This is a genomic window from Ensifer sp. ENS09, assembly GCF_014852425.1.
GTDB lineage: Bacteria > Pseudomonadota > Alphaproteobacteria > Rhizobiales > Rhizobiaceae > Ensifer.
Genome location: NZ_JACVBP010000001.1, coordinates 970,120 through 995,911 on the forward strand (window position 1 = coordinate 970,120; position 25,792 = coordinate 995,911).

At 64.7% G+C, this 25,792-nt stretch carries 32 protein-coding genes and 1 pseudogene; 18 read left to right on the forward strand and 15 right to left on the reverse strand.

The features are described 5' to 3' along the window. Positions 1-49: 49 nt before the first annotated feature. Positions 50-898 (reverse strand): LysR family transcriptional regulator, encoded by an 849-nt coding sequence (locus IB267_RS04880; RefSeq protein ID WP_192446636.1) that lies wholly within the window; start codon positions 896-898, stop codon positions 50-52. Positions 899-1,095: 197 nt separating this feature from the next. On the opposite strand from IB267_RS04880, the gene IB267_RS04885 reads away from it, so the two are divergent. The 8 genes from IB267_RS04885 to IB267_RS04920 all read left to right on the forward strand — a co-directional run bounded on the left by IB267_RS04885 (position 1,096) and on the right by IB267_RS04920 (position 8,024). After that, positions 1,096-1,704 carry a cysteine hydrolase family protein gene (locus tag IB267_RS04885; protein ID WP_192446637.1) on the forward strand — a complete coding sequence of 203 codons (609 nt, stop codon included), beginning with the start codon at positions 1,096-1,098 and terminating at the stop codon, positions 1,702-1,704. A gap of 179 nt (positions 1,705-1,883) precedes the next feature. Then, on the forward strand, positions 1,884-3,221 hold the full coding sequence (locus tag IB267_RS04890) for an efflux RND transporter periplasmic adaptor subunit (RefSeq protein WP_192446638.1): 1,338 nt from the start codon (positions 1,884-1,886) through the stop codon (positions 3,219-3,221). A 20-nt stretch (positions 3,222-3,241) separates the two neighbouring features. Continuing rightward, positions 3,242-5,185, forward strand: coding sequence for a MacB family efflux pump subunit (locus IB267_RS04895; RefSeq protein ID WP_192446639.1), 1,944 nt, complete (start codon positions 3,242-3,244; stop codon positions 5,183-5,185). Positions 5,186-5,277: 92 nt separating this feature from the next. After that, positions 5,278-5,700 carry a hypothetical protein gene (locus IB267_RS04900; protein ID WP_192446640.1) on the forward strand — a complete coding sequence of 141 codons (423 nt, stop codon included), beginning with the start codon at positions 5,278-5,280 and terminating at the stop codon, positions 5,698-5,700. Positions 5,701-5,999: 299 nt separating this feature from the next. Further along, a complete protein-coding gene (locus IB267_RS04905; protein WP_192446641.1) occupies positions 6,000-6,221 on the forward strand; it encodes a hypothetical protein in 222 nt (73 codons plus the stop codon). Positions 6,222-6,330: 109 nt separating this feature from the next. Beyond that, complete coding sequence (locus IB267_RS04910) at positions 6,331-6,729, forward strand: hypothetical protein (protein WP_192446642.1); 399 nt, start codon at positions 6,331-6,333, stop codon at positions 6,727-6,729. Between the two features lie 42 nt (positions 6,730-6,771). Next, positions 6,772-7,473 carry a Type 1 glutamine amidotransferase-like domain-containing protein gene (locus tag IB267_RS04915; protein ID WP_192446643.1) on the forward strand — a complete coding sequence of 234 codons (702 nt, stop codon included), beginning with the start codon at positions 6,772-6,774 and terminating at the stop codon, positions 7,471-7,473. Next, complete coding sequence (locus IB267_RS04920) at positions 7,470-8,024, forward strand: nucleotidyltransferase family protein (RefSeq protein ID WP_192446644.1); 555 nt, start codon at positions 7,470-7,472, stop codon at positions 8,022-8,024. Before IB267_RS04915 ends, IB267_RS04920 begins: the two co-directional genes overlap by 4 nt. 78 nt (positions 8,025-8,102) lie before the next feature. Here the strand turns inward: IB267_RS04920 and IB267_RS04925 are convergent, their stop codons facing one another. Beyond that, positions 8,103-8,327 carry a DUF1127 domain-containing protein gene (locus tag IB267_RS04925; RefSeq protein WP_192446645.1) on the reverse strand — a complete coding sequence of 75 codons (225 nt, stop codon included), beginning with the start codon at positions 8,325-8,327 and terminating at the stop codon, positions 8,103-8,105. A 113-nt stretch (positions 8,328-8,440) separates the two neighbouring features. Between IB267_RS04925 and IB267_RS04930 the strand changes: the two genes are divergently transcribed. Further along, complete coding sequence (locus IB267_RS04930) at positions 8,441-9,346, forward strand: LysR family transcriptional regulator (RefSeq protein WP_192446646.1); 906 nt, start codon at positions 8,441-8,443, stop codon at positions 9,344-9,346. Here IB267_RS04930 and IB267_RS33860 read toward each other — a convergent pair. Continuing rightward, positions 9,329-9,445, reverse strand: a pseudogene (locus tag IB267_RS33860) (DUF2280 domain-containing protein); the annotation flags it as partial. The gene IB267_RS04930 and the pseudogene IB267_RS33860 overlap by 18 nt on opposite strands. A gap of 32 nt (positions 9,446-9,477) precedes the next feature. On the opposite strand from IB267_RS33860, the gene IB267_RS04940 reads away from it, so the two are divergent. Then, positions 9,478-9,669, forward strand: a complete 192-nt coding sequence (locus tag IB267_RS04940; RefSeq protein WP_156134222.1) for a hypothetical protein — start codon at positions 9,478-9,480, stop codon at positions 9,667-9,669. A 651-nt stretch (positions 9,670-10,320) separates the two neighbouring features. Here the strand turns inward: IB267_RS04940 and IB267_RS04945 are convergent. Next, on the reverse strand, positions 10,321-10,548 hold the full coding sequence (locus IB267_RS04945; RefSeq protein WP_192446647.1) for a hypothetical protein: 228 nt from the start codon (positions 10,546-10,548) through the stop codon (positions 10,321-10,323). Positions 10,549-10,693: 145 nt separating this feature from the next. On the opposite strand from IB267_RS04945, the gene IB267_RS04950 reads away from it, so the two are divergent. Beyond that, positions 10,694-11,443, forward strand: a complete 750-nt coding sequence (locus IB267_RS04950; RefSeq protein WP_192446648.1) for an SDR family oxidoreductase — start codon at positions 10,694-10,696, stop codon at positions 11,441-11,443. Positions 11,444-11,539: 96 nt separating this feature from the next. On the opposite strand, the gene IB267_RS04955 is transcribed toward IB267_RS04950, so the two are convergent. After that, complete coding sequence (locus IB267_RS04955; protein ID WP_192446649.1) at positions 11,540-11,992, reverse strand: Lrp/AsnC family transcriptional regulator; 453 nt, start codon at positions 11,990-11,992, stop codon at positions 11,540-11,542. Positions 11,993-12,106: 114 nt separating this feature from the next. Between IB267_RS04955 and IB267_RS04960 the strand changes: the two genes are divergently transcribed. Then, a complete protein-coding gene (locus IB267_RS04960; protein ID WP_192446650.1) occupies positions 12,107-13,090 on the forward strand; it encodes a nucleoside recognition protein in 984 nt (327 codons plus the stop codon). A gap of 25 nt (positions 13,091-13,115) precedes the next feature. On the opposite strand, the gene ftrA is transcribed toward IB267_RS04960, so the two are convergent. Next, positions 13,116-14,150, reverse strand: a complete 1,035-nt coding sequence (gene ftrA, locus IB267_RS04965) for a transcriptional regulator FtrA (protein WP_192446651.1) — start codon at positions 14,148-14,150, stop codon at positions 13,116-13,118. Between the two features lie 84 nt (positions 14,151-14,234). Here ftrA and IB267_RS04970 point away from each other — a divergent pair, with 84 nt between their 5' ends. The 3 genes from IB267_RS04970 to IB267_RS04980 all read left to right on the forward strand — a co-directional run bounded on the left by IB267_RS04970 (position 14,235) and on the right by IB267_RS04980 (position 16,338). Then, positions 14,235-14,666: a rhodanese-like domain-containing protein gene (locus IB267_RS04970; RefSeq protein WP_192446652.1), complete on the forward strand. Its 432-nt coding sequence runs from the start codon at positions 14,235-14,237 to the stop codon at positions 14,664-14,666. Positions 14,667-14,857: 191 nt separating this feature from the next. Further along, entirely contained in the window at positions 14,858-15,334 is a 477-nt protein-coding gene (locus IB267_RS04975) for a GNAT family N-acetyltransferase (RefSeq protein WP_192446653.1), read from the forward strand. A gap of 602 nt (positions 15,335-15,936) precedes the next feature. Beyond that, positions 15,937-16,338, forward strand: coding sequence for a hypothetical protein (locus tag IB267_RS04980; RefSeq protein WP_192446654.1), 402 nt, complete (start codon positions 15,937-15,939; stop codon positions 16,336-16,338). 43 nt (positions 16,339-16,381) lie between these two features. On the opposite strand, the gene IB267_RS04985 is transcribed toward IB267_RS04980, so the two are convergent. Continuing rightward, positions 16,382-17,614 carry an HlyD family secretion protein gene (locus tag IB267_RS04985; RefSeq protein WP_192446655.1) on the reverse strand — a complete coding sequence of 411 codons (1,233 nt, stop codon included), beginning with the start codon at positions 17,612-17,614 and terminating at the stop codon, positions 16,382-16,384. 3 nt (positions 17,615-17,617) lie between these two features. Further along, positions 17,618-18,076, reverse strand: coding sequence for a hypothetical protein (locus IB267_RS04990; RefSeq protein WP_192446656.1), 459 nt, complete (start codon positions 18,074-18,076; stop codon positions 17,618-17,620). A 270-nt stretch (positions 18,077-18,346) separates the two neighbouring features. Between IB267_RS04990 and IB267_RS04995 the strand changes: the two genes are divergently transcribed. Then, positions 18,347-19,072 carry a bifunctional 2-polyprenyl-6-hydroxyphenol methylase/3-demethylubiquinol 3-O-methyltransferase UbiG gene (locus tag IB267_RS04995; protein ID WP_192446657.1) on the forward strand — a complete coding sequence of 242 codons (726 nt, stop codon included), beginning with the start codon at positions 18,347-18,349 and terminating at the stop codon, positions 19,070-19,072. A gap of 26 nt (positions 19,073-19,098) precedes the next feature. On the opposite strand, the gene IB267_RS05000 is transcribed toward IB267_RS04995, so the two are convergent. The 3 genes from IB267_RS05000 to IB267_RS05010 form a co-directional block, all read right to left on the reverse strand. Further along, entirely contained in the window at positions 19,099-19,503 is a 405-nt protein-coding gene (locus IB267_RS05000; RefSeq protein WP_192446658.1) for a hypothetical protein, read from the reverse strand. 117 nt (positions 19,504-19,620) lie between these two features. Beyond that, positions 19,621-20,889: an NAD(P)/FAD-dependent oxidoreductase gene (locus IB267_RS05005; protein WP_192446659.1), complete on the reverse strand. Its 1,269-nt coding sequence runs from the start codon at positions 20,887-20,889 to the stop codon at positions 19,621-19,623. Positions 20,890-21,027: 138 nt separating this feature from the next. Then, positions 21,028-21,342, reverse strand: a complete 315-nt coding sequence (locus tag IB267_RS05010; protein WP_192446660.1) for a DUF1272 domain-containing protein — start codon at positions 21,340-21,342, stop codon at positions 21,028-21,030. A 70-nt stretch (positions 21,343-21,412) separates the two neighbouring features. On the opposite strand from IB267_RS05010, the gene IB267_RS05015 reads away from it, so the two are divergent. Then, positions 21,413-22,447, forward strand: a complete 1,035-nt coding sequence (locus IB267_RS05015) for a GlxA family transcriptional regulator (RefSeq protein ID WP_192446661.1) — start codon at positions 21,413-21,415, stop codon at positions 22,445-22,447. Positions 22,448-22,455: 8 nt separating this feature from the next. On the opposite strand, the gene IB267_RS05020 is transcribed toward IB267_RS05015, so the two are convergent. Both IB267_RS05020 and IB267_RS05025 read right to left on the reverse strand, forming a co-directional pair. Beyond that, entirely contained in the window at positions 22,456-23,025 is a 570-nt protein-coding gene (locus tag IB267_RS05020) for an isochorismatase family protein (protein WP_371742496.1), read from the reverse strand. Positions 23,026-23,046: 21 nt separating this feature from the next. Then, positions 23,047-23,511 carry an Lrp/AsnC family transcriptional regulator gene (locus IB267_RS05025; protein ID WP_043622517.1) on the reverse strand — a complete coding sequence of 155 codons (465 nt, stop codon included), beginning with the start codon at positions 23,509-23,511 and terminating at the stop codon, positions 23,047-23,049. Positions 23,512-23,700: 189 nt separating this feature from the next. Between IB267_RS05025 and IB267_RS05030 the strand changes: the two genes are divergently transcribed. Next, positions 23,701-24,420 (forward strand): aspartate/glutamate racemase family protein, encoded by a 720-nt coding sequence (locus tag IB267_RS05030; RefSeq protein ID WP_192446663.1) that lies wholly within the window; start codon positions 23,701-23,703, stop codon positions 24,418-24,420. A gap of 66 nt (positions 24,421-24,486) precedes the next feature. On the opposite strand, the gene IB267_RS33865 is transcribed toward IB267_RS05030, so the two are convergent. Further along, a complete protein-coding gene (locus tag IB267_RS33865; protein ID WP_192446664.1) occupies positions 24,487-25,377 on the reverse strand; it encodes a GrpB family protein in 891 nt (296 codons plus the stop codon). 1 nt (position 25,378) lies between these two features. Further along, complete coding sequence (locus tag IB267_RS05040; RefSeq protein WP_192446665.1) at positions 25,379-25,771, reverse strand: glyoxalase/bleomycin resistance/dioxygenase family protein; 393 nt, start codon at positions 25,769-25,771, stop codon at positions 25,379-25,381. Positions 25,772-25,792 lie beyond the last annotated feature (21 nt).

The following is a 25,792-nucleotide window of genomic DNA, read 5'->3' on the forward strand; positions in this document are numbered from 1 at the left end:
AGCCTTCAATAGACCGTGCGGTCGCCGCTGGCAATCCTGGCCGTATGCGTCATTTCCAGCCCCGCATCGTCTCCTCGATGAAAGCCGCAACCGCCGCGACGCTCGGTACCCGTGCGCGCTCCGGGTGCATCATCAGGTAAACCGGACGCTCGGCGGTGGCATCCGGTTCGTCCACCGCCTCGAAGCGCGGGTCGCGTGAGCCCGAGACGTCCGGCAGCATCAGTTCGGCGCCGAGCGAAAGGGCAGCCTCCATCAGGATCTCCAGCTTGTCGGCCGTCAGCGCCACGCGGGCATCCGGGCGCAGCCGGTCGAGCGCTTGCATTTCCGGCACATGCGCCAGTGTCGAGCCGTAGCGCACGACCGGGCAAGGCCCTGCCTCCTGGCCCTTGGGCCGGAACAGTCGGAAACGCAGCGTGCCGAGGCTTTTCACCCGCACGCTGTCCTCGCCGGTGCGCGCCATGCGGATGGCGATATCGGCCTCGCGCCGCTCGATGCTCAGCATCTGGTTGTCGGCAACGAGATCGAGCGTCAGGCCCGGATGGCGCTGTTCGAGGCGGGCAAGCGCCGGCGCCAGGATGGCGCTGAGGACGAAGCCGATACTGGTCACCCGCACCTGGCCTTTGAGTTCCGCCGTGGTCCGCAACAAGGTCGCCAGCGACAGCGAGGCCTCCTCAGAGATCGTCCTGAGGCGCTCGACAACAGGGGCCAGCACCGGCGTCGGCGTCAGCCGGCCATCGATGCGGTCGAACAGTGCCGCCCCCATCCGGCGCTCCAGCGCCGCAAGCCTTCGCGACACCGTCGTCTGGTCGACGCCGAGCGAGCGCGCCGCCTGGCTGAGCGTCGCGCCACGCACCAGATGATCGAGCAGTTCGAGATCTGCCCATCCCCCTGCATTCATGCAGATCATCCTCCGAAAACTTCGGATCACTCTGCGCTGACGCAGCCGCTAATATCAAGCCCATAGACAGACCGCTTCGACGAACCAAACCCAGGGGCCATGGCCCCGGAGCCAACGCCCGGCCAGGGCTGACGTCCACCGACCCGCCTTCACGAACCCATTTCGCCCCTCGCGCGCTTGAAACAAGGAGCCTTCCGATGTCCGATTCCGCCCCCGCTGCAACCCTCTTCACGCTTGCCGGCGTCACGCTCGCCCCGCCGCCGCTTGGCGAAGCGACGCTGGTCCTGATCGACTACCAGAACGAATATCTGGCCGGCCCGGTGCGCCTCGTCGAGCCGGAAGCGGCGATCGAAAAGGCGCGCCAACTGCTGGTCGCCGCCCGTGCCGCCGGCGCGAAGGTCATCCATGTCGCTCATAGGGGAGCCGCCGGAGGCATGTTCGACAGGACGGCGCATCGCGGCGCCATCGTCGATGCGCTGACGCCAATCGCGGGCGAAGCCATCGTCGAGAAGATCCGACCCAATGGCTTCTCCGACACCAACCTTGCCGACATCATCGGCCCGGCCGGGACACCCGTCATCTTCGCCGGTTTCATGACCCACAATTGCGTGTCTTCGACGGCCCGCGCCGCCAAGGATCTCGGCTACGGCATCACCATCGCCGCCGATGCCTGCACCACCCGCGACCTGCCATCGGCAAGCGGCACGATTTCAGCGCGTGCCCTGCATGAGGCCGAACTTGCCGGCCTTGCCGACCACCACGGCGCAGTCGTCGACGTCGCCGCGCTCACCGCGCCGCGGAGCTGATAGACCCGTCGTTGCCCTTTGAAAACGGGGGCGCCTGCAGCCGCGGGCGCCTTTGTCCTGCCCTGCAGATGGCGAAGATTACGAAAATATAATGATCTCAATGCTTTTCGCCGCGTCCATTCGCTTCTATTTTGAACCTGTCCATTTTTGGCATCGGCGATGCCGGTTAGGCGCAAGCGATGAACAAGACAGTCAAGACGGCGCGAGCCGATACCACGCCCCGCGACGATGCGGCGCCCAACGTCACCTTCATTCCGGGTGCGGTGAAGACGGTAAAGCGCAAGCGCCGCTCGCGGTCCTGGCTGTGGCTGCCGGTCATCCTCGCCGTCGCCGGCGCCGGCTATTACGGCTGGACGCGCTACGGCGAAAACCCGGCCTCGACCGCAATGGTGACCGAGGTGGTGGCCCGCGCCGACATCGAAAACAGCGTCACCGCCGTCGGCACGCTGGACGCGGTCAATTCCGTCGATGCCGGCGCTCAGGTCTCCGGCCAGCTGAAGGCGCTGCATGTGGCGATCGGCGACACGGTCACGCAAAATCAGCTCGTCGCCGAGATCGATCCGGCCACGATCGAAAACCGCATCGAGATCGACCAGGCGGAGCTAGCCAACCTCCAGGCGCAGCTGATTTCCAAGAGGGCGCAGCTGGTTTTGAAACAGGCCAATATCGAGCGGCAGCGCAACCTCGTCGATACCCGGAGCGTGGCGCAGTCCACGCTCGACCAGGCGATTGCCGATCTCGCCGCCGCCGAAGCCGACGTCAACGCCATCGAGGCGCAGATCCGCAAGCAGCAGGCGACGCTCGCCGGCGACAAGGTCGATCTCGGTTACACCAAGATCTATGCCCCGATCTCGGGCACCATTGTCGCCAACCCGGCCAAGGCCGGCCAGACGCTGAACGCCAACCAGACGACGCCGACCATCGTCACCATCGCCGACCTTTCGACCATGACGGTGAAGGCGCAGGTATCGGAGGCCGATGTTACCCGACTGAAGGTCGGCATGGATGCCTATTTCACCCTGCTCGGCCAGCCCGGCAAGCACTTCGCCGGCAAGCTTCGCCAGATCCAGCCGATGCCCGACACTGCCAACAACGTCGTGCTCTATTACGCACTCTTCGACGTGCCCAATCCCGAGGGTGAGCTGATGATGTCGATGAGCGCCCAGGTGTTTTTCGTGCAGGCCGCCGCCAAGGATGTGCTGATCGTTCCGAGCGGCGCCCTGAGCCACCCGGCCAAGGGTACCGGAGATGCAACCGGCCAGGGCGGCAGCCGGCGCGACGGCCAAAGGAACGGGACCGGAAGCGAGCCGCGCAAGGCGCAGGTGACGGTCGTGACCGCCTCGGGCGCGCTCGAAACCCGCGACGTCGAAGTCGGCATTCGCAACCGCGTTAGCGCCGAGATCAAGAGCGGCCTCGAAGAGGGCGAGAAAGTCGTCGTCAGCACCGGATCGACCGGCAGCGGCAACACCCGCGACAACAGAAACCAGCGCGGCATGCGCATGCCGCCGATGTTCTGATCAGGGCTTAGAGACTGGCCATGACCCCGCTCATCTCGCTCAAGCACGTCAGCAAGACCTATTTCAACGGCGACCTCGCCGTCGAGGTGCTGCACGGCCTGTCGCTCGATATCGAGGCCGGCGAGTTCGTGGCGATCGTCGGCCAGTCCGGCTCCGGCAAGTCGACGCTGATGAACATTCTCGGCTGCCTCGACCAGCCGACCGGCGGCGACTACCTGATCGACGGCGAGAGCGTCGCGACCCTCGACAGCGACGAGCTCGCCGCCCTTCGCCGCCGCACCTTCGGCTTCGTCTTCCAGAGCTACAACCTCATCCCGACGGCAAGCGCCAAGGAAAACGTCGAGGTGCCCGCCGTCTATGCCGGCATGTCGGCGCGCGACCGGCACGACCGCGCCGAGGCGCTCTTGGAAGCGCTGAAGCTCGGCGAACGCCTCGACCACCGGCCGAGCCAGCTTTCCGGCGGCCAGCAGCAGCGCGTCTCCATCGCCCGCGCGCTGATGAACGGCGGCCGGGTGATCCTTGCCGACGAGCCGACCGGCGCGCTCGACAGCCAGAGCGGCTCGGACGTGATGGCGCTCTTGCGCGACATGAACGGTGAGGGCCACACGGTCATCGTCATCACCCACTCGCGCGAGGTCGCCGAACAGGCCGACCGGCTGATCGAGATCCATGACGGCCGCATCGTCGCCGACCGCGCCAAGAAGGCCCGTGTGAACGCCGAGGGGGCTGCCGCCCTCGCCCGCCATGTCAGCGAAGGCTCGGCCGCGATCGCCGACGTCACCGAAGCGGTCAAGATGGCGTTCCGGGCGTTGAGGGCCAATCTCTTCCGCACCATCCTGACCCTGCTCGGCATCGTCATCGGTGTCGGCTCCGTGGTCGCGATGCTCGCCATCGGCACCGGCGCGCAGGATTCCGTCCTCAGCCGCATCTCGTCAATGGGCTCGGACCTGCTCGTCGTACGCCCGAGCATGGCGAATTTCCGCGGCAGCGCCGGCGGAAGCAACGTGACGCTGGTACCAGCTGACGCGGACGCGATCCTCGAAGTGCCGAACGTCGCCTTCGCCGTCCCGGAGATGACGAGTTCCGTCACCCTTCGTCGCGGCAATGTCGACTATCAGACGACCGCCAACGGCACCGTGCCGCAGTTTACGACGGCCAAATCCTGGAAGATCGCCAAGGGCGAGTTCATCAACCAGAACGACATGGAGACCTATGCGCCGGTCGCTGTGCTCGGCCAGACGGTGGTGAAAACGCTCTTCCCCGATGGCGACAACCCCGTCGGCCAATATGTGCTGGTCAACAAGATCCCCTTCCAGGTGATCGGCGTGATGGCGGAAATGGGCGCCACCTCCTTCGGCAACGACCAGGACGACGTGGTGCTGGTGCCGCTTTCGACCGGCAGCATCCGCCTCTTCGGCCAACGCAACATCCGCACCATCACCGTTCAGGTGAAGGATGGCTCGGCGATCGACATCACCCAGCAGACGATCCAGGCGCTGCTCGACCAGCGCCACAAGCGTCAGGACACGCAGATCACCAACATGTCCTCCGTGCGCGAAGCCTTTACCGAGACCTCGAACACGCTGAAGCTGTTCCTCGCCTCGGTTGCCGCGATCTCGTTGCTCGTCGGCGGCATCGGCGTCATGAACATCATGCTCGTCTCGGTCAGCGAGCGCACCCGCGAGATCGGCGTGCGCATGGCGACCGGCGCCCGCCAGCGCGATATCCTGCTGCAGTTCATCATCGAGGCGCTGGTCGTCTCGGCGATCGGCGGCACGCTCGGCGTCGCGCTCGGGCTCGGCACCGGCGCGCTCGCCGGCCAGTTCGGCATGCCCGTTTCCTTCACCTTCGGCCCGGTGGCGCTCGCCTTTGCCTGCGCCTTCCTGACCGGCCTCGTCTTCGGCTTCCTGCCTGCCCGCAACGCCTCGCGGCTGCAGCCGGCGGTGGCGCTGAGCGCGGACTAGGCGAGAGCAACGGCCTGCCCGTCAACCGGTAGACAAGGACCGCAACACCACCCAAGATGGCGGGCACTACACGCTTGGGGGGATGATTCGCGATGTGGAAGGCTTTTGCCGTTGTTTACTGCCTGCTTGCGACGTTCGGCATGGTGTTCGGCGGCTATCTGGTGGCGACCCGGGCCATGCTGGCGTCTACCATCGGTCTTGGCCTTGCCAGCGTGATGTTCGTGATGGTGTTTCTGATCACCGTCGGGCTCGTCGCCTACGCCTTCAAGCTGAATGTCCCACCCTATGGGCTCTGGCGGCCATTGAGCTGGCTCGCCGGCGTTTATCAGTTGCTGGTGTCGCTGCTCAGCGTCCTGCGGTTTGTAAAGATGTTTTCCGCCGCCCCGGCTGGGAGCGACCTTGGCGTCACGAACCTGATCTGGCTGATCCTCATCCTCGCCCTCAACTATTTCAGCTGGCTCGGCGTCTGGCGCTATGGGCAGCGCATGGCGCAGCAGCCGGCGCAAGCGCGCTAGAGGCAAGCGTTGCAGGATCTATTCCAGGCCGGTGTGGATCCTGCGGCAAAACCCCGTTCCTGCTGAGAACGGACGAAGCATTCTGGTTGGGAGATACGTGTCGCGTGGTGGAAGGCGTTTGCCGTTCTTTACGGGCTGATTTTCGTTTTCATGCTGTCATTGGCTTTCGTCACGCTACCCCCTGAAATCGCTTCGCAGCTGTCGTCCGCCGACCGGGCCCTGTTCTATGCGGGCCTGGCCGTGGAATTTGCGGCCATGATAGCGTCTTTGCCTACGCCTTCGACCTGAGGATCCCGCCCTTGTCATTTTGGCGGCCATTCAGCTGGGTTCTCGCCTGCTGGTACCTCTACACGTCCGGGGCCAAGGCCTGGGATCTCGTCACCAGCCCCCAGCCCGGAGACGAAGGCCTGCTGTCGGCCTCCCTCGGTTTGCTGTTCCTGCTCCTTCTCAACTATTTCGGCTGGCTGGGCGTCTGGCGCTATGGCCGCAGCATAGCGCAGCAACCGGCCGCCATGGCCTAGCGGCGACACGCAGGCCGCTTGGCCTTGCGACGACCTGACCCGCCGAACGATGGACAAGGCGCCCATCACCGCCGAAGCTGGCACCAACGCAGATACAGGATGATTCGCGATGTGGAAGGCATTTGCAATTTTCTACGTGCTCAGCCTTGCTTTCGGCCTGGTCATAGGCGCGACGCTGCTCCTGGGCCTGTGGGACGAGATGGCATACGGTATCAAGATCCTCGGCGGCATCAGCCTGGTCATGGCGCTGGCAACGGCGGTCGGCCTTGTCGCTTACGCCTTTGACCTGCAGGTCCCCCCCTTCGGGTTCTGGCGGCCCTACAGCTGGCTGCTCAGCATCCTTCTCGGCGGGCTGTCGCTGATCAGCGTCGTGCGATTTGCCGGCCAGTTCGAAGGCGGTGACGACCTCACCCCTCTGCTCTGGCTGTGCCTGTCGCTTCTGGTCAACTATTTCAGCTGGCTCGGGATCTGGCGCTACGGCCGCCGGGTGAAGGCGATCGCGGGCTAGCCCGAAAAATCGGGCTGTACCCTTCGTTGCGACAGGAAAGACATGCTCAACCTCGTCCTCTACAGCGACCAGATCGTCCCCGCCTGCGCGGCGATCGATCTCAGGCTCGTCGAGTTGGTGGCGGCACAGGGCGCCGGAAAACGCATCGCCTATGTCGCCTCCGGTCCGGAACCGGACCGCGACTTCTTCCTCGCCGGGCAGGCCTATTACGGCAGGCTGGGTCTCGATCTCGCGCTGTTCTTCGATCTGGGCGAACCGCATTCGGCAGGCGACATTGCGGCGCTCTTCGCCTCGGACGCCATTCACCTGGCAGGCGGTCACACCGGCGGCTTTCTCCAACGGCTGAAGCGGAGCGGCATGCTCGGGCAGCTCAGCGACTGGGCACGGTCCGGCGGCATCCTCATCGGGGTCAGCGCCGGCGCCATTCTCATGGCCCCGACGATCGCGACCGACGCGCTCTTCATCGGTGAACGGCCCGAGGACATCGAGGACGGCGCTGCACTCGGTCTCACGCCCTTCGAGTTCTTCCCGCATCTCGGCGACGACGACAGCTACCTGCCCGCGCTCTTGCGCTACAGCCTGTCGACGCCGCGACCGATCCTTGCCTGCAACGACGGCGACGGCATCGTCGTGTCGGACGGGCGGATCGAGTGCTTCGGGGGGCCTCTATGGATCGCAGAGGGCGCCGCGCGACCGCCGACGGAGCCCCTGCTCCAGGGCCTCATGCGGATACAGATGCCATGACGGACCTGCAGACGATCATCCTGAAGAGCCCGCTATTGGTTCCGATCCTGGATCGCTGGGACCGGGTTGTCCTGCCCGACGCATGGCTGGCAGCCGGCGCGGTTGCGCAGACTGTCTGGAACCATGCCTTCGCCCTCCCGCCGACGCACGGCATCGGCGATATCGACATCGTCTATTTCGACGGTGACGACCTCTCGGAAGAGGCGGAGGCCGCGCATGCGAAGCGGATCGACGGCCTGTTTGTGGACCTGCCCGTGCGGATCGACGTCAAGAACGAAGCGCGCGTCCACCTCTGGTACGAAGGAAAGTTCGGCGCGCCGATCAGGCCCTATCGATCGACGCGCGACGCGATCGCGACATTTCCGACGACTGCAACCGCTATCGGCCTTCGCCCGTCCCGGGACGGACTGGAGATCTGCGCTCCTTTCGGCCTTGAAGACCTGCTCACACCGATCGTGCGCGCCAACAGGAGCCAGATCACCCGCGCCATCTACGAGCGCAAAGTTGAACGGTGGCGCGCCCTTTGGCCAGGCCTTGCGATCGAAAGCTAGGACCTGTAGCCGGCTTGAGGCGAGACGCTCCTGCGACGACCGCTCGCGCCGCTTGCGGCGGTGCGCGGGCTGAAACCGCTACATCGCACCGGCCCGCGCAGCTTCCGCATGCCGGACGGCAATCGACCCTTCGCGCACCGGCAGCGGCGCGGCCTTGCGCCGTCCAAGCTTCGCCTCCGCCTCCGTCAGGCCGATATCGGCAAGCTGTTCCGCGTCGAGGTCGCGCAGGTGTTGCAATTGCCAGTACCGCGAGCGCGGCGAGGCAACGAGATAAAGACCGAGTTCCCGGATCATGTCGATCATCCATGTTTCGTTTCCAACCATGGACACAGTCTGCCCCTCGACATCTCCTAAAAGAAGCTTAGCATTCCTATTCCACGCATAAGAGAAACTTTGACAACAAGAGAAACCCGGGCATGAGTGCGCTTGATCTCGACTATCTCAAGACCTTCGCGCTGGTCGCCGAACTCGGCAGCTTTTCGGCCGCGGCCGAGCGCTTGGGCCTGACCCAGCCGGCGGTCAGCCTGCAGGTGCGGGTGCTTGAAAGACAGCTCGGCGTGTGCCTGGTCGAACGGGTCGGCCGCAGGGCGCGGCCGAGTGCGGCCGGCGAGGAACTGCTTGATCATGCCGGCAGCATCGAGGCCGCCACCAGCCGGGCGATCGAGGCCGTCGCCCGCCACGCCAAGGGCGTGCTCGGCCGCGTCCGGCTCGGCACCGGCGCCACCCCTTGCGCCTTCCTGCTGCCGCCGCTCCTGGCCGACCTCAAGCGCCGCTTTCCCGATCTAGACATCACCGTGACGACGGGCAACAGCGCCGACATCGTCCGTGCGGTCGACGAAAACGTCATCGACATCGGCCTCGTCAGCCTGCCCGTCTCCGGCCGCATCTTCGACATCACCCCGCTCTTCGACGAGCACTTCGTGGCGATTGCGCCGCTTGGGACCGCCCTGCCCGATACCGTCACACCCGCGATCCTGGCTGAACGGCCGCTGATCCTCTACGAGCCCGGCGCCAACACGCGAAGGATCACCGACGAATGGCTGGCGACCTCAGGCACGGCCGTCAAGCCGGTGATGGCGCTCGGCAGCGTCGACGCGATCAAGGAGATGGTCGCCGTCGGGCTCGGCTCGGCCCTGGTCCCGGAAATCGCCCTTCGCCCCGGCGACCGGGAACGCCTGGTGGTGCGCCCCGTCACCCCAACGCTCTTCCGCCGCTTCGCCCTGGTGCTTCGAAGCGACAAGCGGCTCGACCGGGCTCTGCGCGAAACGCTCGCCGCCCTGAAGACGACGGCGACGCTTGGACAGGCTGACATCAAGCCCTAAACCCTTTTTAAGCCTAGCGACGACGGACGGGCTGTCGAAGCATGCCGGAGCCTGAACGATGTAGCACTTGACCTCATCGTTTAGTTTTGGTTTGGCCATTGATCTGTCAAAGTCCGTCAAAGGAGCAAGAAGTGACGAAGTACGATCCCGATAGATTGAAACTCCGCATCCAGGGACGCGGCCTGAACACATGGAACTGGCAGTTGCTGCTCGATGGCAAGCAGATCGTCAAATCCGGAACCATCTCGGGCTCGAGACGCAATGCCGAAGTCGCGGCCGAGGCCGTCTTGCGCGATATGTCGACTGCGCCGGACAAGGACTAAGCAGGTCGAAGCTGGCAGGCGCCGCATGCATGCGCGCTCTGCACTCTGGCGATCTCGGGCTTCTGGTTGGCTGCATCGACCATGGCCCGGACGCCGGCAGCATCTGCGCCCTAACGTCTGGCTACTCCGGCGAACGCCTCGACGTGATGTCACAGATGACGAACACCGGGCGGCCAGTCGATCCGCTGACCGCGATGGCGAAGGCAAGACGATCAACGTCAAAAAAACGACGATGTCGTCGGCGGGCGGCTCTCGACTTGATGTTCCGACCTCTTTCCTCTCCTGAGGGCGCAAGTTCAGACATCGGGGCAAGAAATGGAAGGTTTGCTTCAGTTCCTTGGAGACATCTTGGGCAACTTGGTGTCGGGCAATCCCTCGAAATCGACAGCTGTGCGCTGGGCTGAACGCACGGTTATCACGATTGTAACGATGCTCATCGCGCTCGTGTTGCATAGGACGTACTTCGATTGACGCCCTGGCATCGTTCGCTTTCGCGACTTCCGTCCTTGCTGCTGTGCCGTCGGCGCCAGCCGTAAAGCAGTCTACCGTCAAGATCGCCGGCCAGATTGAAGTAGCCGAAGGGGTTTCGCGAGGCCTTGGCGCAAAGAGCAGGAACACACCGTAGGCCAAGGGCTACCGCAATCAGTGACACTAGAAAGGGCGACTTAGGCCGCCCTGATTTTTTGGCACAATTCTGCAAGGGCGTGAGGCGGTGACGTCCTCTCTAAGGCCCGGCGCGTTTTCGCTCTCATCGAGGTCCGCGATCAGAACGGCCTGGGTGCGCGAGCCGCACACGTCAGATCTCATGTCGCCGATGTCCAGATCCGCTTCGATCCGCACTGCGCCGCAATGGCAGCTGCCGCTGTCGGTCTTCAGCATCCTTCCCTGCCTCCTTGTCGACCCGGGCTATGCCGCAGGAGCGATTGAAAATCTGCGCCGACACAATCACCGATCGGAAATCGGGTGGGCGCTGTTGCCCGCCGGCAGTAGTCAGGGCGCCTCAATCAAGAGAAGGGAAAAGTCCATGACCATGCTGCAAGACAAGATCGTGATCGTCACCGGTGCGTCCTCCGGCATCGGCCGCTCGGTCGCGAGACTCTTTGCCGCCGAGGGCGCGAAGATCGTCGCCAACGCTCGCGGTGAAGAGCAGCTCGACGCCGTCGTCGAAGCGATCCGCGAGGACGGTGGCGAAGCGATCGCAGTTGGCGGCGATGTCACCGCGGAAGACACCCATATCCGGCTGGTGGAAGCGGCGCTCAAGCATTTCGGCGGCCTCGACATCGCCGTCAACAATGCCGGCGCCGTCAACGTCATGAAGCCGGTCGCCGAGATCACGCTTGAGGAATGGCAGCAATCGCTTGCCACCAATCTCACCTCCGCCTTCCTCGGCGCCCGCCACCAGATCCCGGCGATGCTTGAGCGCGACGGCGGCTCGCTGGTCTTCACCTCCACCTTCGTCGGCACCAGCGTCGGCATTCCCGGAATGGCCGCCTATGGCGCGGCAAAGGCCGGCCTGATGGGCCTCGTCAAGGGCATCACCGCCGACTATGGCGCCAAGGGCATCCGCGCCAACGCGCTCCTGCCCGGCGGCGTCGACACGCCGGCGGCCGGCAGCAAGGAGAACAAGGAATGGGCGGCCAGCCTGCATGCGATGAAGCGCATCGCCCAACCGGAAGAAATCGCCCAGGCCGCCCTCTTCCTGTCCGGCCCGATGGCAAGCTTCGTATCGGGCGCCGCGCTCTTTGCCGATGGCGGCAACGCAGCGGTCAAGTGACGACAGCCGAAGCGCCGGGGAAACTGTTCCCCCGGCGCGACCGCATGCCAGGCAAGCCTATCGCCGACAGTCGCCGCTACTGCCTTTCGGCGCCCCTCACACCGGTATCTCCGTCGTCTCCTTGCCGGTGCGGATCACAAACGCGGTGTAATAACGCGCGACATTGGTTTCCTCGCGAAACAGCCGCTCGGTCAGCGCGTCAAGCTCGTCCATGTCTTTCAGCCGCAACATCAAAATGGCGTCGGTCTCGCCGCTGACGCTATAGGCCTGGACCACCGCCGGCTCCCTGGTCGCCATGTCGAGGAAGCGGCGGATATATTGTTCGCCGTGGCGCTCGAGTTCGACGGTGATGATCGCCTTCATGGTGCGACCGGCCTTTGTGGGGTTAAGCACCGCGACGATGCGGTCGATGACACCCGCCTCATGAAGCCGCCGGATGCGGCGCAGGCAGCTCGAAGGCGACAGGCCGACCTCGGCCGCGAGATCGGCATTGGTGCGCGACGCATCCTGCTGCAGGAGCCTCAAGAGCTTGCTGTCGATCTTGTCCATGTTCATCCCCGTTTCGGCCTAATGCAATTTTATTGCACGAAAGTGCATATTTTGACCACAACTGCGAAGCGCCTCGCGTTAGTCCTTGGACAACAAATTCAAGGAGAGACCGCCATGCCCGTTCTGATCATTTTTTACCGCAAGACACTCGCCACGCTCGAAGTCTACTGGGATCTGGTGCGCATCATCGTTCCCGTCACCATCGCCACCCATGTGCTGCAGGAACTCGGCGTCATCCGCGCCGTCGCGCCGGTTTTCGAGCCGCTGATGACGATCGTCGGCCTGCCGCCGGAGTTTGCCTTTGCCTGGCTGACGGGCCTGCTCGTCGGCATCTGGGGCGCCGTGGTGGTCGTCTTCACGCTGGTGCCGGTGTCGGAGCTGACGACCGCCGACATGACGGTGTTTTCGGCGCTGATCCTGGTAGCGCACGCGATCCCGATCGAGCAGCGCATCATCCAGAAGGCCGGCCCGAGCTTTCTCGCCACCGCCTTGATCCGCATCGGCGGCGGCCTGGTCTTCGCAGCGCTGCTGCACCAGGTCTTCGCGCTGACCGGCTGGCTTTCGACGCCGCTGGCGCCGAGCTGGATACCGGCGAACGAAACGGCCACCTGGACCGGTTTTGCGTGGAGCACGCTGAAGACCCTTGCCACCATGCTCGTCGTGCTGCTCTCGCTGAGCTGGCTGATCGAGATCCTGAAGCTTGTCGGCATTCTCGGCTGGCTGAACCGGGGCATGGCGCCGCTCTTCCGTCTGGCCGGCATCCGGTCGCAAACGGTCCCCTTCACCGCCGTCGGCGTGCTGCTCGGCATTTCCTATGGCGGCGCGCTTCTGATCCGCGAGGCGCGCGAGGCCAACGTCGAGCCGCGCCAGGTCTTCCTCGCCTGCGTCTTCATGGGCTTCACCCATAGCCTGATCGAGGACACGCTGGTGGTCGTGGCACTGGGCGCGGATTTCGCCAGCGTCTTCTTCGGCCGGCTGGTTTTCGCCATCCTCGCCACCGCGATCATCGCCCGGGTGGTCGCTTCGGCGCCGGACGCCGTATTTTTCCGATCGTTCTTCCGCAAGGACGGCGGCGAGCCCGCCCTGTCTGAGGCTTGAAGCCTGCAATCGAGGCGCGGCGGCGCTACTCCGCCGCGACCTCTGCAGCCAGTGCAGGACCCGGCATCCGCCCGAAGGCGGCGCGATAGGCGGCGGGTGTGGTCGAAAGCTGCTGGCGGAAGTGGTGGCGCAGCGTCTGGGTCGAGCCGAAACCCGATGCCTCGGCCACCTGCTCCATGCCGAGTGCCGTTTCCTCCAGCAATTGCCGGGCGCGCGACAGCCGCTCGGACAAGAGCCAGCGCGCCGGCGTCGTGCCGGTCGCCGCCTCGAAGCGGCGCAGGAAGGTGCGCTCGCTCATGCCGGCGGCCTTGGCAAGCGCCGCAATCGAAAAATCCTCGCCGAGCCGCGCGCGCATCCGGTCAAGCAGCGGCCCGAGCCTGGCGCTCTCGTGCACATCCGGCACCGCCCGCTCGATGAACTGCGCCTGGCCGCCATCGCGATGCGGCGGCACGACGAGCCGGCGCGCCACGCGGTTGGCCGCCTCGCTGCCGAAATCGCGACGGATCAGATGCAGGCAGAGATCGATGCCGGCCGCACTGCCCGCCGAGGTCAAGACCTGGCCGCCATCGACATAAAGTACATCCGGCACCACCTCGATATCAGGGTAAAGCGCCTTCAGCTTGTCGGTATAGCGCCAATGGGTCGTCGCCCGGAGGCCCGAAAGCAGCCCAGCCGCTGCCAGCACGAAGACGCCGGAGCAGATGGAAAGCACGCGCGCGCCGCGGGCGTGGGCATCGCGCAGCGCCGCGCACACCGCTTCCGGCACCGGCTGGTCGGCGCCGCGCCAGCCCGGCACGATGATCGTACCGGCCTGCCTCAAAAGCTCGATACCGCCGTCGGCGACGAAGCGCACGCCGCCGGTTGCCCGAAGCTCGCCCGGATCGACCGAGGCGACGGCAAAGCGGTACCAGCCCTCGCCCATTTCAGGCCGCGGCAGGCCGAACATTTCGACGGCGACGCCGAACTCGAAGGTGCAGAGCCCGTCATAGGCGAGCGCCACGACGAGCGGGTTTGTGAGTGGCACAGCAGCGGAAAACGACTTTGGCATGATCTTGAGCATATATGGCAATGTTGCCAACTGCCAGCCCCGATCGAGCGCTGCTACACATCTCCTCGTCAACACGCACACCCCAAGGAGAGCCCGATGAGCACCGTCACCGAAGTCGCCGCCGCATCGCCTGAAATCGCCATTGCCCATTTCGCCGGGCGCCTGAGCGTCGAGACCGATTGCTCCGACGTCGCCCAGGCGCTGAAGAGCGGCGATCAGGATTTCGTGCTGCTGCACGTCGTCGGCTCGGATGCGGCCTATGCCCGCCGCCATGTGCCGGGCGCGATCCACCTGCCCCACCGCCAGATTTCGGCCGAGCGTCTGGCCGAATGGGCGCAAGACACCCTGTTCGTCGTCTACTGCGCCGGTCCCCATTGCAACGGCGCCGACCAGGCCGCACTCAAGCTCGCCCGCCTCGGTCGGCCGGTGAAGCTCATGATCGGCGGCATCACCGGCTGGGAGGACGAAGGTCTCGCCTTTGCGACTGGCGCTGCCCCCGGCGAAGCGCAGGCGCTGCTCGCCGCTTGAGCCGGCGCCGCCGAAGGCCCTTTGCAGCGCCGCACGCCTTGCCGGATGCACGGCGCTGCAGCATTCTGGATCGCGGTCGGTTTCAGCCTGAAATCGATCGCGATTGCAGCCGATGATGCGGTAGGATCGCCCCTTCACCGGGCCTCCATAACCCGCGCCGGCCCGCTAACCCTTTTGCACGAGGTATCGCGATGACCGCGTCACCCCTTATCGTCCGCCCATTCGAACGAGATGACGTCGCCTGCGTGCTGCGGCTGATGCGCGACCTTGCGGTGTTCGAAGGCTACATCGACGATTTCCGCGTGACCGAGGGCGATCTGATCGCGCACGGGCTTGGCGACAACCCGCGCTTTGGCGTGCTGGTCGCCGAACTTGACGGCCGCGTTGTCGGCATCGCCGTGCACTACGTCATCCCCTGGACCTACGACCTGAAGCCGACGCTCGTGCTGAAGGAGCTTTTCGTCGATGAAACAGCACGTTCCCTGGGCGCCGGCGCGGCGTTGATCGCGGCGCTGAAACGCCACGCGGCGGCGATCGGCGCGCCGCGCATCGAGTGGTCGGTGCTTGCGAGCAACGACGATGCGAAGCGCTTCTATCGGCGCGAGGGCGCCGTGCTCGACGCAATCTGGGAGCCCTGGGCGCTTTCGATCGGGAGTGATGACGCCTAAAAGAATGTGTCGGGATCCCGCCTTTGCCCCTGCGGGCTATTGTCAGGAAAATCCTGGCCCTATCGGGTGAATAAGTTGGGGATTTTCCCGTAACCCAAATTGACTATTAAAATCCCCTTAAATTCCATTGCTTTCAGCGGCCGGTTTTGCCACACTGTACTTGCGATTGCGCCCCGGAAGTATGCAATCCCCGGAAGAGTATGCATGCTTGCGGTTATATTGCAGTGCAGTTGCTTTATTAATTTAATTGCGCGCTTGAGCCTCCGTCCCCACGGGGGCTCAATCATTTTTGGAGACCCCTTCTGGGTCCGTGACCGACTGGCATTGTCGGGACTTTCCAGAAATCGTTGCAAGATGCAGACGCAACGGAAGATAGCGCCCCGAACCGGTCGCTCCCGTCACGATTGCCGCAGGCCATTCTTGAAAATCAGCCGTTTTGCACAGCCCTCGCCCTGATGCTCCTGGCCTCCCCGAGCGCAGCCGGTTCCTTCGAGACCATGTCCGAGGAGGAGGTCGCAACCTATCTCCTGTTCGGATTGGATCGGCATGCCCCGGCACCGCCCGGGCTCTCGACCTTCTCCGCGTCCGCAAAGCCTTTGACCGTGGCGATCGCCATGGTGGAAGGCTCCCAGCGCGCCGAAATCGGGCGAATTGCCGTCGCACGCATGGGCGCTTGCAGCTTCAAGGCGGAGCTTTCGGACACGGGTGCGCTGGCGATCTTTCGGGCGGGAACGTTCTCTGTCGATTTCACCGCCCTTGAAACCGTCGAGACCAGCAAGACCGACGATGCAGCCGTGACGATCTTTGCCGGGGCGAAGATGCGGTGCCTCGCGTCACAATTCGACGGCGCATGCGACCGGTTCAACAGCGAGGATGCCCCGCGCGGGCTTTGGCGCTGGAGGATCGGCCCGATGGAGAAGAACAAAAGTGGGAATTTGCAGACCGACCGGGCAAGGCTGAAAGAAGCCGTGGCTTACATGAAGGGCAAGATCTGCGTGCGATAGGCACCGGCCGGGATCGAAAACCCCGGCCGGCCTGGCTTGTCGCTTAGTGCCCGCCGAGCACCAGCGTCTGCACCGGCAGCATCAGCGCCTGGATGCGCAGGATCGCCGCATGCACGAGGCCGACCGCATCGACGCCGTGAAGATAGACCCATTGCAGCGTGCTGATCCCGGGCTTGTCCAGTTCCTCGTGGTTGCTGGTATAGGCGTTGGCGATGCAGCTGCTGCCCGGCGGCACGTCGTCGAGCACACCGGGGTAAAGCGGCTCCATCACCACGGTCAGCGTGCCCGGCTGCGAGATCTGCGCGATGTCGATCAACTGGTCGCTGGCGCGCACCTGGCCGGCGGCGATCACGTCCTGCACCTCGGTGACGACGAGCGGGATGATCGTGAACGGCTTGCCGACGCAGGTCGCCTCCCCGATCATGCCCACCTTCATCACCTGCGCCTCGATCTGGCCGAAGCCGGCGACCAGTCGCGCTCGCCCGGCATCTTCCGGGACGAGCACGCCAGCGGGCCTCAGCAGCGGATTGACGATTTCGCCGACCCTAAGCGTGAACTGCTGCAGCGTGCCCGATACGCCGGCACGCACGGTCGTCTTGGTAATGTCGACCTCCGCCTGTTTCAGCGCCGCTTCGGCGCTCGCCTTCTGCGAGGGCAGCAGCGAGGAAAGCTTCGTCTCCAGCGTCTGCTTGCCGGAAAGAGCAGCCGTCACGGCACCCTTGCGTCCTTCGAGCGCCACCTGACGGCGTTCGATCTCGCGCCGGGCAACGACATTGGGGTTGAGCTTGTTGAGCTCGACCTGCGTGTCGTATTCGTCCTGCGCCTGCTGCAGTGCGGCCTGTGCCTGGACGATCACGCCGTCGGCAGCGACAAGCTCGGTGCGGGCAACGGTGGTCTCGGCGTCGACTTCGGCGATCTGTCGCCGTGCGACCTCGGCCTTCGCCTCCTCCTCCGAGCTATCGAGTTTGAACAGCGGCTGGCCGGCCTTCACCTTCTCAAAGCGGGTGGCGTAAATTTCCGTCACACGCCCGTTGGTCTCAGGCAGCACCGCCACGGTGCGGAACGCCGCGGTGACGTTCTTGGTCGACGGATGGAAGTAGAAGATCAGGGTGATCAGCGAGATCGTCAGCACGATGCAGGCGGTGATGCCCCAGCGCAGTTCGAACCAGACGGAATAGATGGTGATTTCGCGCCCGATGCGTTTTCCCTGGCCGTAACGGCGGAAGAGATAGTCGGGCAGGATGGTCAGCATCGAGCAAAGGATGAACTCGAACATGGCTTATGCCTTCCCTTCCGTCGATGGCTGATCGGGTGACGGGTGGCCGGGCAAGGCGCGCGGCAGTGGCAGCGGCTCGGCCTCCACGTCCCTCGCCTCCGGCACGGTCGGTTGGTCCACCTTTCCGGCAATCCGCTCCAGCGAGCGGGAGATCGAGGAAAGCGGAGAAGAGAAATCCGGCAAATCGATCAGCGCCAGGAGCAACGCTGCACCCCAAAGGATGTTGTTGTGGGTGAGCAGCGACAGGAGCGCCAGGACCGCCACCAGCTCGAGCTGGATCTTGTTGGTCTTGTGCGCCATGAGCTCCGGCAGGGAGTGCAGCCGGAGATAGATCGTGCCGAGCGCGAAGACCGAAACGATCAGGAACACGGCAACCGCCGTGAGCAGCCAGTCGGACTGGCCGGGTGCCGTTATAAAGCCCGGAAGATGGTGAATGGCAGCAGGATGGATGGCTTCGGACATTACGCCTCCGCATATCGGACTGGACCAGGAGAATCGTACATTAGCACACCGCTAGAAAACAAAAACAAAAGCTTGCGCGCAACCGTGACTTGACGCCGGGTTGCTGCGCGACCTATCAGTTCGATGCGCTAGCGCTTTGAAATGACGCAGCTTTCGAGCAGGATCCTCGACGGCGTGCTGTTCCCGAGGGAACGGCGGCAGATGCCCGCCCGTCCTATCGCGCGCCTCATGCACGCGCGCCCCTTGCCCGCTGCCCCGAAGGAGACCGAGATGGCCCAGAACATATACGATAAGCCGGAATTTTTCGAAGGCTACAGCCAGCTCGGGCGCTCTGTGCACGGGCTCGCAGGGGCCGCCGAATGGCCGGCCATCCGTAGGTTGTTGCCGGATCTTTCCGGCAGCCGCGTCGTCGATCTCGGCTGCGGCTATGGCTGGTTCTCGCGCCATGCCCGCGAGGCCGGCGCCGCCCATGTGCTCGGGCTCGACCTCTCCGAAAAAATGATCGCCCGCGCCAAGGCCGACACGTCGGATCCGGCGATAGACTACAAGATCGCCGATCTCGACCAGCTCGACCTGCCGCAAGCGGGCTTCGACTTTGCCTACAGCTCGCTCGCCTTCCACTATGTCGAGGATTTCGGCCGGCTGGTCGCGACCATCCATCGGGCGCTGGTCCCCGGCGCCCACTTCGTGTTCACCATCGAGCACCCGATCTACATGGCCTCGCTCAATCCCGGCTGGCGCATCGCCGACGGCGAGCGCACCTGGCCGGTCGACCACTACTCGGCCGAAGGTCCGCGCACGACGAACTGGCTGGCGAAGGGCGTGATCAAGCACCACCGCACGATCGGCACGACGCTGAACACGCTGATGGGCGCAGGCTTTGCCATCCGCCACGTCGAAGAATGGCGGCCGACGGAAACACAGATCGAAGAGATTCCGGCGCTTGCGGAAGAGGTCGACCGGCCGATGATCCTGATCGTCAAGGTTCAGAAGTAAGGCAGTTTCGCAATCTACTCCTGGCGTCATGGCCCCGATAGAAAGGCCTCCATCGCGGCGGCTCTGCAGGCATGAACCATGCCGATCACCCCTGCTTCGCGACGGCTGACATTCGCCTTGCCCCAATAGGCCTGTCCGGATTTCGCGCGCGGTGTGCGCACGGATTTCAGGGCGTCGGGCAGGGTTTCGTTCACACAGCCAAGCACAAACGCACGCACGGCTTGAATGCCGCACTCCGCGCCCTGTGCGTTCAAGCGATCCTGTGGCAGTTCCGTCAGCCGCCGCTCGGCGCCCTTCAGAAGGAAGGTGCTTTCGTCGCGTGAAAACGCGTTTGCCGCGAGAAGCTTGTTCAGGCGCGCACGCTCCGCCGAATAGCTGACCTGTGGGCAAGATTGGGCAGCCTCAACAGCCGGCGCGCCGCAGGCAAGCATGAGGGCAAGGGCAAAGCCCGAAGCCTGATATTTCGTCACATGCCCCCCCGAATCGCAGCAAATTCGAGGGGAAGATAGACATCATAGCACGACCTAGAAAGTGCGCTTTAAGATTGTTCAACCCTTCTCTTTCAGCGTCTCCTTCTGGGTGATCAGCCGGGCGCTGTGCTGGCCGCTCAAGTAGGTCCAGAACCAGCTCCAGGCGACGGCGAAGCGGCTGCGGGTGCCGATCAGGAAGTAGATGTGGGCGATGCCCCAGATCCACCAGGCAAGCGCGCCCTTGAGCTTAAAACGGCCGAAATCGATGATCGCGGCGCGCCGGCCGATGGTGGCGAGGCTGCCCTGGTGGCGATAGCGGAAATCAGCCGGAGGCTTGGCGCCTGAAAGCCGCGCGCGGATGACGTCGGCCGCATAGGCGCCCTGCTGTTTGGCGGCGGGCGCAATGCCCGGCACCGGCTTGCCGCCGTCATAGGTGACGGCAGCCGTATCGCCGATGACGAAGACGTCGGGGTGGCCGGGCGCCGTCAGGTCGGCGCCGACGATTGCCCGGCCGGCGCGGTCGGCCGCGATATCCAGCCAGCGGGCGGCGGGCGATGCCTGCACCCCGGCGGCCCAGACGAGGGTGCGGCTGCCGACGAATTGGTCGCCGATGACAACGCCCTCCTCCGTGCAGGAGGTCACAGGCGTGCCGGTGCGCACCTCGACGCCGAGGCGTTCCAGTTCCTTGACCGCATAGGCAGACAGATCCTCGCTGAAGGCGGCGAGAATGCGCGGCCCTGCTTCGACCAGGATCACGCGGGCCTGCCGGGTGTTGATGCGGCGGAATTCGTCGGGAAGCGTCCGGTGCGCCATCTCGGCGATGATGCCGGCAAGCTCGACACCGGTCGGGCCGGCACCGATGACGGTGAAGGTCAGGAGGGCTGCACGAAGATCGGGATCCTCTTCCAGCTCGGCACGCTCGAAGGCGAGCAGCACCCGGCGGCGGATCGTCGTCGCGTCCTCCAACGTCTTCAGGCCGGGCGCGAAGGGTTCCCATTCGTCATGGCCGAAATAGGCATGCGTCGCCCCGGTCGCCAGCACCAGCGTGTCATAGGCGATCCGCTTTCCGTCCCGGAGCACCACGGCCTTTCCGGCCTCGTCGACATCGCTCACCTCGCCAAGCAGCGTCGTCACCTCCGGCCGGTCGCGCCAGAGGCTGCGGATCGGCCAGGCGATCTCGGAGGTCGCGATCAGCGTCGTTGCGACCTGGTAGAGCAAGGGCTGGAAAAGATGATGGTTGCGGCGGTCGATGAGCGTGATCCTGACCGGCGCGCCGGCGAGCCCCTTGACGAGCTGCAATCCGCCGAACCCGCCGCCGACGACGACCACGTGATGCCTGTCCTGCATGTTCTTCCCAGCTGGCTCCCAGCCGGCCTTCTATTGGACATGCCACAACATTGGGGTTGTGGCGCCCAAGGACAAGCGCAACCCTCTCATGTCACCCTTGCAAAAAGTCAAGAACGGCGCGGAAAGCCGCCGCTCCGGTCAGCGCTCGTTCGGCGCGAGATGCCGGATCCGCGCCACATGCGCCTGAATATCCTCCGCCGTGAACGGCGAATGACGGCGAACGTCGCTGGCGGGGTCAAAGCCGAGGCCAAGGCGCTTTTCCGGGCGAAAGGACCGGAGGGGCCGGATCGGTCTCGGCGCAAATCCGCCGCCGCAGGTCGGGCAGACATTGTGAAGCACCGTTTCCGCGCAGCTTGCGCAATAGGTGCATTCGTAGCTGCAGATGCGCGCGTCCAGAGACGCCGGCGGCAGGTCGCGGTCGCACAGTTCGCAGTTTGGTCTGAGTTCCAGCATGGTCGGCTCCAAGGGTGACGGATAATGGTCCCGCTTGCTCCCATGAAAGGCCTTTGGCATAAATGACAATATGCCCTCGTTTTACGCCAAACCCGAGAAAGCCGCGCGAACCGTCGCGATCGTGCTCTTCGACCGCACCAAGCTGATCGACGTGACCGGCCCGCTGCAGGTCTTCAACGACGCCCGCACAGCGTCGGGTTCCCGGGCCTATTGCATCACCCTGGTCTCCGAGTGCGGCGGGCCGGTCGCAACGGATACGGGCGTTGCGCTCGACACAAGCCCCTTTGCCGATTGCACCCCGCCCGACACCCTGCTCGTCTCGGGTGGGCAGAGCGCGCTGGAGGCGGCGAATTCGGAAGGACTGCAGGCGTTCCTTTCCGCCATGGCCGGTCAATGCCGTCGCCTCGGCTCCATCTGCCTCGGCGCCTTCATTCTGGCGCGCGGCGGCCATCTTAATGGGCGGCGGGCAACGACCCATTGGGAGGATTGCGCGCAACTGCAGCAGGATTTCCCAGAGATCGACGTGCGGGAGGATTCGATCTTTGAGGAAGATCGCGGCATCTGGACCTCAGCCGGCGTCACCGCCGGCATCGACATGGCGCTGGCGATGGTCGAAGAGGACCTCGGCCGCAGCGAGGCCTTGCGGCTCGCGCGCTCCCTGGTGCTTTACGTCAGGCGCACAGGCGGCCAGCGCCAGTTCAGCGCCGCCCTGCACCAGCAGATGACGAGCCGAAGCGACCGCTTCGACACGCTGGTGGCCGAGATCCGCGCCGACCTGGCAGCCGACCTCTCCGTGCCGCGGCTTGCGGAGATGGCGCGCATGAGCGAGCGCAATTTCTCCCGCCTGTTCACCCAGGAGATGGGAGCAAGCCCGGCGCAGTTCGTCGAGGAACTTCGGGTCGATGCGGCCTGCGAGGCGATAGAGCGTGGGGATGTGTCCGTCGCGCAGGCGCCGTTTCTCTTCGGCTTCGGCAACGCCGAGCGCCTGCGCCGCGCCTTTCAGCGCCGCAAGGGCATCGCGCCTTCGGACTATCAGGCGCGCTTCGGCCCTACAGCGCCACGCGCGTTGTCGGACCTGCAATTGGCCGACAGCATGAATCGGTGAGAGGAAACCTACGTGGCCGCGAAGGCGATATCCCCTGCCGCGTCCACCAGCACGATCTCGTCGCCGAGCGACCACTCCGCCGCGCGCGCGGCCAGTCGCGCCGGCACCATCGGCGAGCGGCCGGGACCGGGCGGCACGTCGTAGGTCGCATGCGCATCGTTGGCGAGGATCACGGTGAAGTCCTTCGCCATCGCCGTGCGGGCCGTCGCCGCCAGGCACATCTCCGAAAGCATGCCGCAGATCGCGATCGTCTCGATCTTGCGGGTCCTCAATTGGTCTTCGAGGTCAGTGCCGTCGAAGCCGTCGTCGTTCCGCTTGCGCACGACAACCTCCCCGGCCTTCGCGGGAAAGAACAGCTGCCAGCCATCGGTCCCCGGTTCGTCGACGGCGCCCTTGGGCCCGTCGTTCTGCAGGAAGATCACCGGCACGCCGGCCGCGCGCGCATTCTGCAAAAGCAGGCCAACGGCCCGCTGCAGGTCGACATGGCCGGGCACGGCTTCCGGCCCGGAAATAAAGGCCCTCTGCACATCGACAATCACCAGCGCATCGGCAACCTCGCCGCCGACCGCCTGGCCCACTGCATCCTTCGTCATTTCGCCTCACACCGCATAATCGACCGGCACCGCCGTGCCGCTCTTTAAGATTTCCATCGAGATCGAGGCGGAGACGTCGAAGAGTTCGACCTTGCGCACGATCTGCTTGTAGACCACGTCGTAATGCTCGACCCGCGGCAGCACGACCTTGACGATATAGTCATGATTTCCCGTCAAACGATGGGCCTCGACGATTTCGGGGATATCGCTGATCGCGCGGCGGAAGGTCTCGATCCATTCGTCCGAGTGATGCGCCGTCTTGATCAGCGCAAAGACGGTGGTCGGCACGCCCATGCGCTCGCGGTCGAGCACGACGATGCGCCTGGCGATGTAACCCGCCTCCTCCAGCCGCTGGATGCGGCGCGAACAGGCCGAAAGCGATAGGTTCACCCGCTCCGCCAATTCGCCGACAGCCACGCTTGCATCCTGCTGCAGCAGCGCGAGCAGCTTCCTGTCTCTATCGTCGAGCACGCCGATCCCTCCCATGATCTGAAATTCATGCGCCTCATATTTGCACATTTACTGATCCATGCAAAAACAGATCGCGCGAAACACCGTTTTCGATCCGATCAAAGCGAACCATTGCCGCCGACCCTACGGCATAGTTCCTCCCATCAAACGACGGCCGCAACGGACGGCGACAACAGCGGACAGAGAGGAATGGTTATGCGCAAGATCGGTCTTATCGGCGGCATGAGCTTCGAAAGCTCGGCAGTCTACTACCGCATGGTCAACGAGGCTGTTCGCGAACAACTGGGCGGGCTGCATTCGGCCGAGGTGCTGCTGCATTCCGTCGATTTCCAGTCGATCGTCGACCTGCAGAAGGCCGGCCGCTGGGAAGACGCCGCCAAGCGCCTTGCCGATGTCGCCCGCGGCCTTCAAGCGGCCGGTGCGGACTGCGTGCTGATCTGCACCAACACCATGCACCTGATCGCCGATGCCGTTCAGGCGGCGATCTACATTCCGCTCATCAACATCATCGACGAGACGGCCATGCGCCTGAAGGCGGCTGGCAGCCGCCGCCCGCTGCTGCTGGCCACGCGCTACACCATGGAACACGGCTTTTACGCCGAACGCATGAGAAGCCACGGCATCGACATCCTGGTGCCGGATGCGGACGGCCGCACGCTCGTGCACAACGTCATCTTCGACGAACTCTGCGCCGGCAAGGTGCTGCGCTCGTCCCGCCGAGCATTGATCGAACTGATCGACAAGGCTGAAGCGCAAGGCGCCGACGCCGTCATCCTCGGCTGCACCGAGATCTGCCTGACCCTCGACCCTAAGGCCCTGCCGCTGCCGGGCTTCGATTCCACCGCCATCCACGCCGAAGCCGCGGTTGCGTTCGCGCTAGAAGGTATCTGCCTGGCGCGAGCGGCTTGAGCGCGGCGCTCAGGCCTTGGAGGCTATACCCGAGGATGACTCGTTCGGCTCAAGCCCGGAGATGATTTAAGGGTTGCGCGCAAGCGGCTGCAGGAAGATGCGCTCATAGCTCACGAACGGCGGGTCGTCGGCATATCGCGCATTGGCGGCGATGCCATCCGGATCGGCGGCAACGTCGCTGCGATAGCGCAGATACGCCGCCTCGTCCCGAAAGCTGAAAAGCGCGACAGCGATGTCGCCGGTTCCGTCTTCGCCCACCCCTGGAAAGCTGGCGCCGACGCCTACGGGTTTTTCGCGCGGCAGGAAATAGCCGTGGTGCGTCCCGCCGTGCCGCTCGATCAGCGTCATCCAGGTCTGCGCATAGGCCTCGAACTCCGCCAGGCCGCCCGGCTTCAGCCGGTAGCGGATCTCGCAGGTGATGGATGTCTGTGACATGGCGAACTGATCTCCCGTCATCCGGTCTTCGCGCTCGACGATCGCATTGACGAAGCTCGTCTTCTCGGTGGTGTAGCGATCCCCGTCATACCGGTAGGTCTCGGCGAGGCTGGCCTTCAGCGCCGCATAGGCCAAGGCGGTGTCCGCATGCCCGCGCAGATGGTCGCGGAAGACCAGGCGGCGTCGATGGGTCTCGTTGTCGGGCGGGCAGAGATAGATCCGCTGCTTCGGCTCTCTCCCATGCAGCATGAAGGCCCAGACATCGTCGTCGTAGCGGTTGCCGCGCGCCTGATAGCCGGCCGAAACGAGCAAGGCACTGGCAGCCACAATGTCGGACAGGCCCCTCAAGGTGACATCGATATCGATGACGGCCTTTGCCGGCATGTCGGGAACGGCTGTGCTGCCGATGTGGTCGACGGCAATCACCAGCGCACCCAGGACACGCCGCAGTTCCTGCGCGATCTCCGAGTAGCGCTGCGGCCAGCTGGGATCATAGGCAACGATCTCCACCCGCGTCGCCATTTCAGGGCGCCGCGTCGTTGTCGATGCCGCCCTCTCCCGGGCGCGGCCCGCGAAGGCCGATGCAATTGCCCCAGGGGTCGCGCACCTGGCACATCCACAGCCGCTCCTGGATCGCCAGCGGCCCGCGATAGAGCAACGCGCCGAGCGCTGCGAAATGGGCAAGGGCCCGATCGAGATCCGCGACCGCCCAGTAGACGACGGAACCGGCAGCCCCGCTCGCCACCTTCTCGTCGGCCTGGACGATCTCGAGATCGGTCGCGCCGATCCGCAGATAGGCAAAATCAAAGGCGGCAAGAAACCGGCGTTCAGCGTCAGGAAATGCGCGCTGATACCAGGCAAGACCCGCCTGCGTATCGGCCACATGCACGAGAATGGCCGCCACGCCGTCCGTCATCAAACCCTCCATCCGCCATCC

What these genes read in the sequence shown, in the direction of transcription:
- IB267_RS04880 (WP_192446636.1), bottom strand. Translation starts at nt 898, where the DNA reads ATGAATGCAGGGGGATGGGCAGATCTCGAACTGCTCGATCATCTGGTG.
- IB267_RS04885 (WP_192446637.1), top strand. Translation starts at nt 1,096, where the DNA reads ATGTCCGATTCCGCCCCCGCTGCAACCCTCTTCACGCTTGCCGGCGTC.
- IB267_RS04890 (WP_192446638.1), top strand. Translation starts at nt 1,884, where the DNA reads ATGAACAAGACAGTCAAGACGGCGCGAGCCGATACCACGCCCCGCGAC.
- IB267_RS04895 (WP_192446639.1), top strand. Translation starts at nt 3,242, where the DNA reads ATGACCCCGCTCATCTCGCTCAAGCACGTCAGCAAGACCTATTTCAAC.
- IB267_RS04900 (WP_192446640.1), top strand. Translation starts at nt 5,278, where the DNA reads ATGTGGAAGGCTTTTGCCGTTGTTTACTGCCTGCTTGCGACGTTCGGC.
- IB267_RS04910 (WP_192446642.1), top strand. Translation starts at nt 6,331, where the DNA reads ATGTGGAAGGCATTTGCAATTTTCTACGTGCTCAGCCTTGCTTTCGGC.
- IB267_RS04915 (WP_192446643.1), top strand. Translation starts at nt 6,772, where the DNA reads ATGCTCAACCTCGTCCTCTACAGCGACCAGATCGTCCCCGCCTGCGCG.
- IB267_RS04920 (WP_192446644.1), top strand. Translation starts at nt 7,470, where the DNA reads ATGACGGACCTGCAGACGATCATCCTGAAGAGCCCGCTATTGGTTCCG.
- IB267_RS04925 (WP_192446645.1), bottom strand. Translation starts at nt 8,327, where the DNA reads ATGATCGACATGATCCGGGAACTCGGTCTTTATCTCGTTGCCTCGCCG.
- IB267_RS04930 (WP_192446646.1), top strand. Translation starts at nt 8,441, where the DNA reads ATGAGTGCGCTTGATCTCGACTATCTCAAGACCTTCGCGCTGGTCGCC.
- IB267_RS04945 (WP_192446647.1), bottom strand. Translation starts at nt 10,548, where the DNA reads ATGCTGAAGACCGACAGCGGCAGCTGCCATTGCGGCGCAGTGCGGATC.
- IB267_RS04950 (WP_192446648.1), top strand. Translation starts at nt 10,694, where the DNA reads ATGACCATGCTGCAAGACAAGATCGTGATCGTCACCGGTGCGTCCTCC.
- IB267_RS04955 (WP_192446649.1), bottom strand. Translation starts at nt 11,992, where the DNA reads ATGGACAAGATCGACAGCAAGCTCTTGAGGCTCCTGCAGCAGGATGCG.
- IB267_RS04960 (WP_192446650.1), top strand. Translation starts at nt 12,107, where the DNA reads ATGCCCGTTCTGATCATTTTTTACCGCAAGACACTCGCCACGCTCGAA.
- ftrA (WP_192446651.1), bottom strand. Translation starts at nt 14,150, where the DNA reads ATGCTCAAGATCATGCCAAAGTCGTTTTCCGCTGCTGTGCCACTCACA.
- IB267_RS04970 (WP_192446652.1), top strand. Translation starts at nt 14,235, where the DNA reads ATGAGCACCGTCACCGAAGTCGCCGCCGCATCGCCTGAAATCGCCATT.
- IB267_RS04975 (WP_192446653.1), top strand. Translation starts at nt 14,858, where the DNA reads ATGACCGCGTCACCCCTTATCGTCCGCCCATTCGAACGAGATGACGTC.
- IB267_RS04985 (WP_192446655.1), bottom strand. Translation starts at nt 17,614, where the DNA reads ATGTTCGAGTTCATCCTTTGCTCGATGCTGACCATCCTGCCCGACTAT.
- IB267_RS04990 (WP_192446656.1), bottom strand. Translation starts at nt 18,076, where the DNA reads ATGTCCGAAGCCATCCATCCTGCTGCCATTCACCATCTTCCGGGCTTT.
- IB267_RS04995 (WP_192446657.1), top strand. Translation starts at nt 18,347, where the DNA reads ATGGCCCAGAACATATACGATAAGCCGGAATTTTTCGAAGGCTACAGC.
- IB267_RS05000 (WP_192446658.1), bottom strand. Translation starts at nt 19,503, where the DNA reads ATGCTTGCCTGCGGCGCGCCGGCTGTTGAGGCTGCCCAATCTTGCCCA.
- IB267_RS05005 (WP_192446659.1), bottom strand. Translation starts at nt 20,889, where the DNA reads ATGCAGGACAGGCATCACGTGGTCGTCGTCGGCGGCGGGTTCGGCGGA.
- IB267_RS05010 (WP_192446660.1), bottom strand. Translation starts at nt 21,342, where the DNA reads ATGCTGGAACTCAGACCAAACTGCGAACTGTGCGACCGCGACCTGCCG.
- IB267_RS05015 (WP_192446661.1), top strand. Translation starts at nt 21,413, where the DNA reads ATGCCCTCGTTTTACGCCAAACCCGAGAAAGCCGCGCGAACCGTCGCG.
- IB267_RS05030 (WP_192446663.1), top strand. Translation starts at nt 23,701, where the DNA reads ATGGTTATGCGCAAGATCGGTCTTATCGGCGGCATGAGCTTCGAAAGC.
- IB267_RS33865 (WP_192446664.1), bottom strand. Translation starts at nt 25,377, where the DNA reads ATGGCGACGCGGGTGGAGATCGTTGCCTATGATCCCAGCTGGCCGCAG.
- IB267_RS05040 (WP_192446665.1), bottom strand. Translation starts at nt 25,771, where the DNA reads ATGACGGACGGCGTGGCGGCCATTCTCGTGCATGTGGCCGATACGCAG.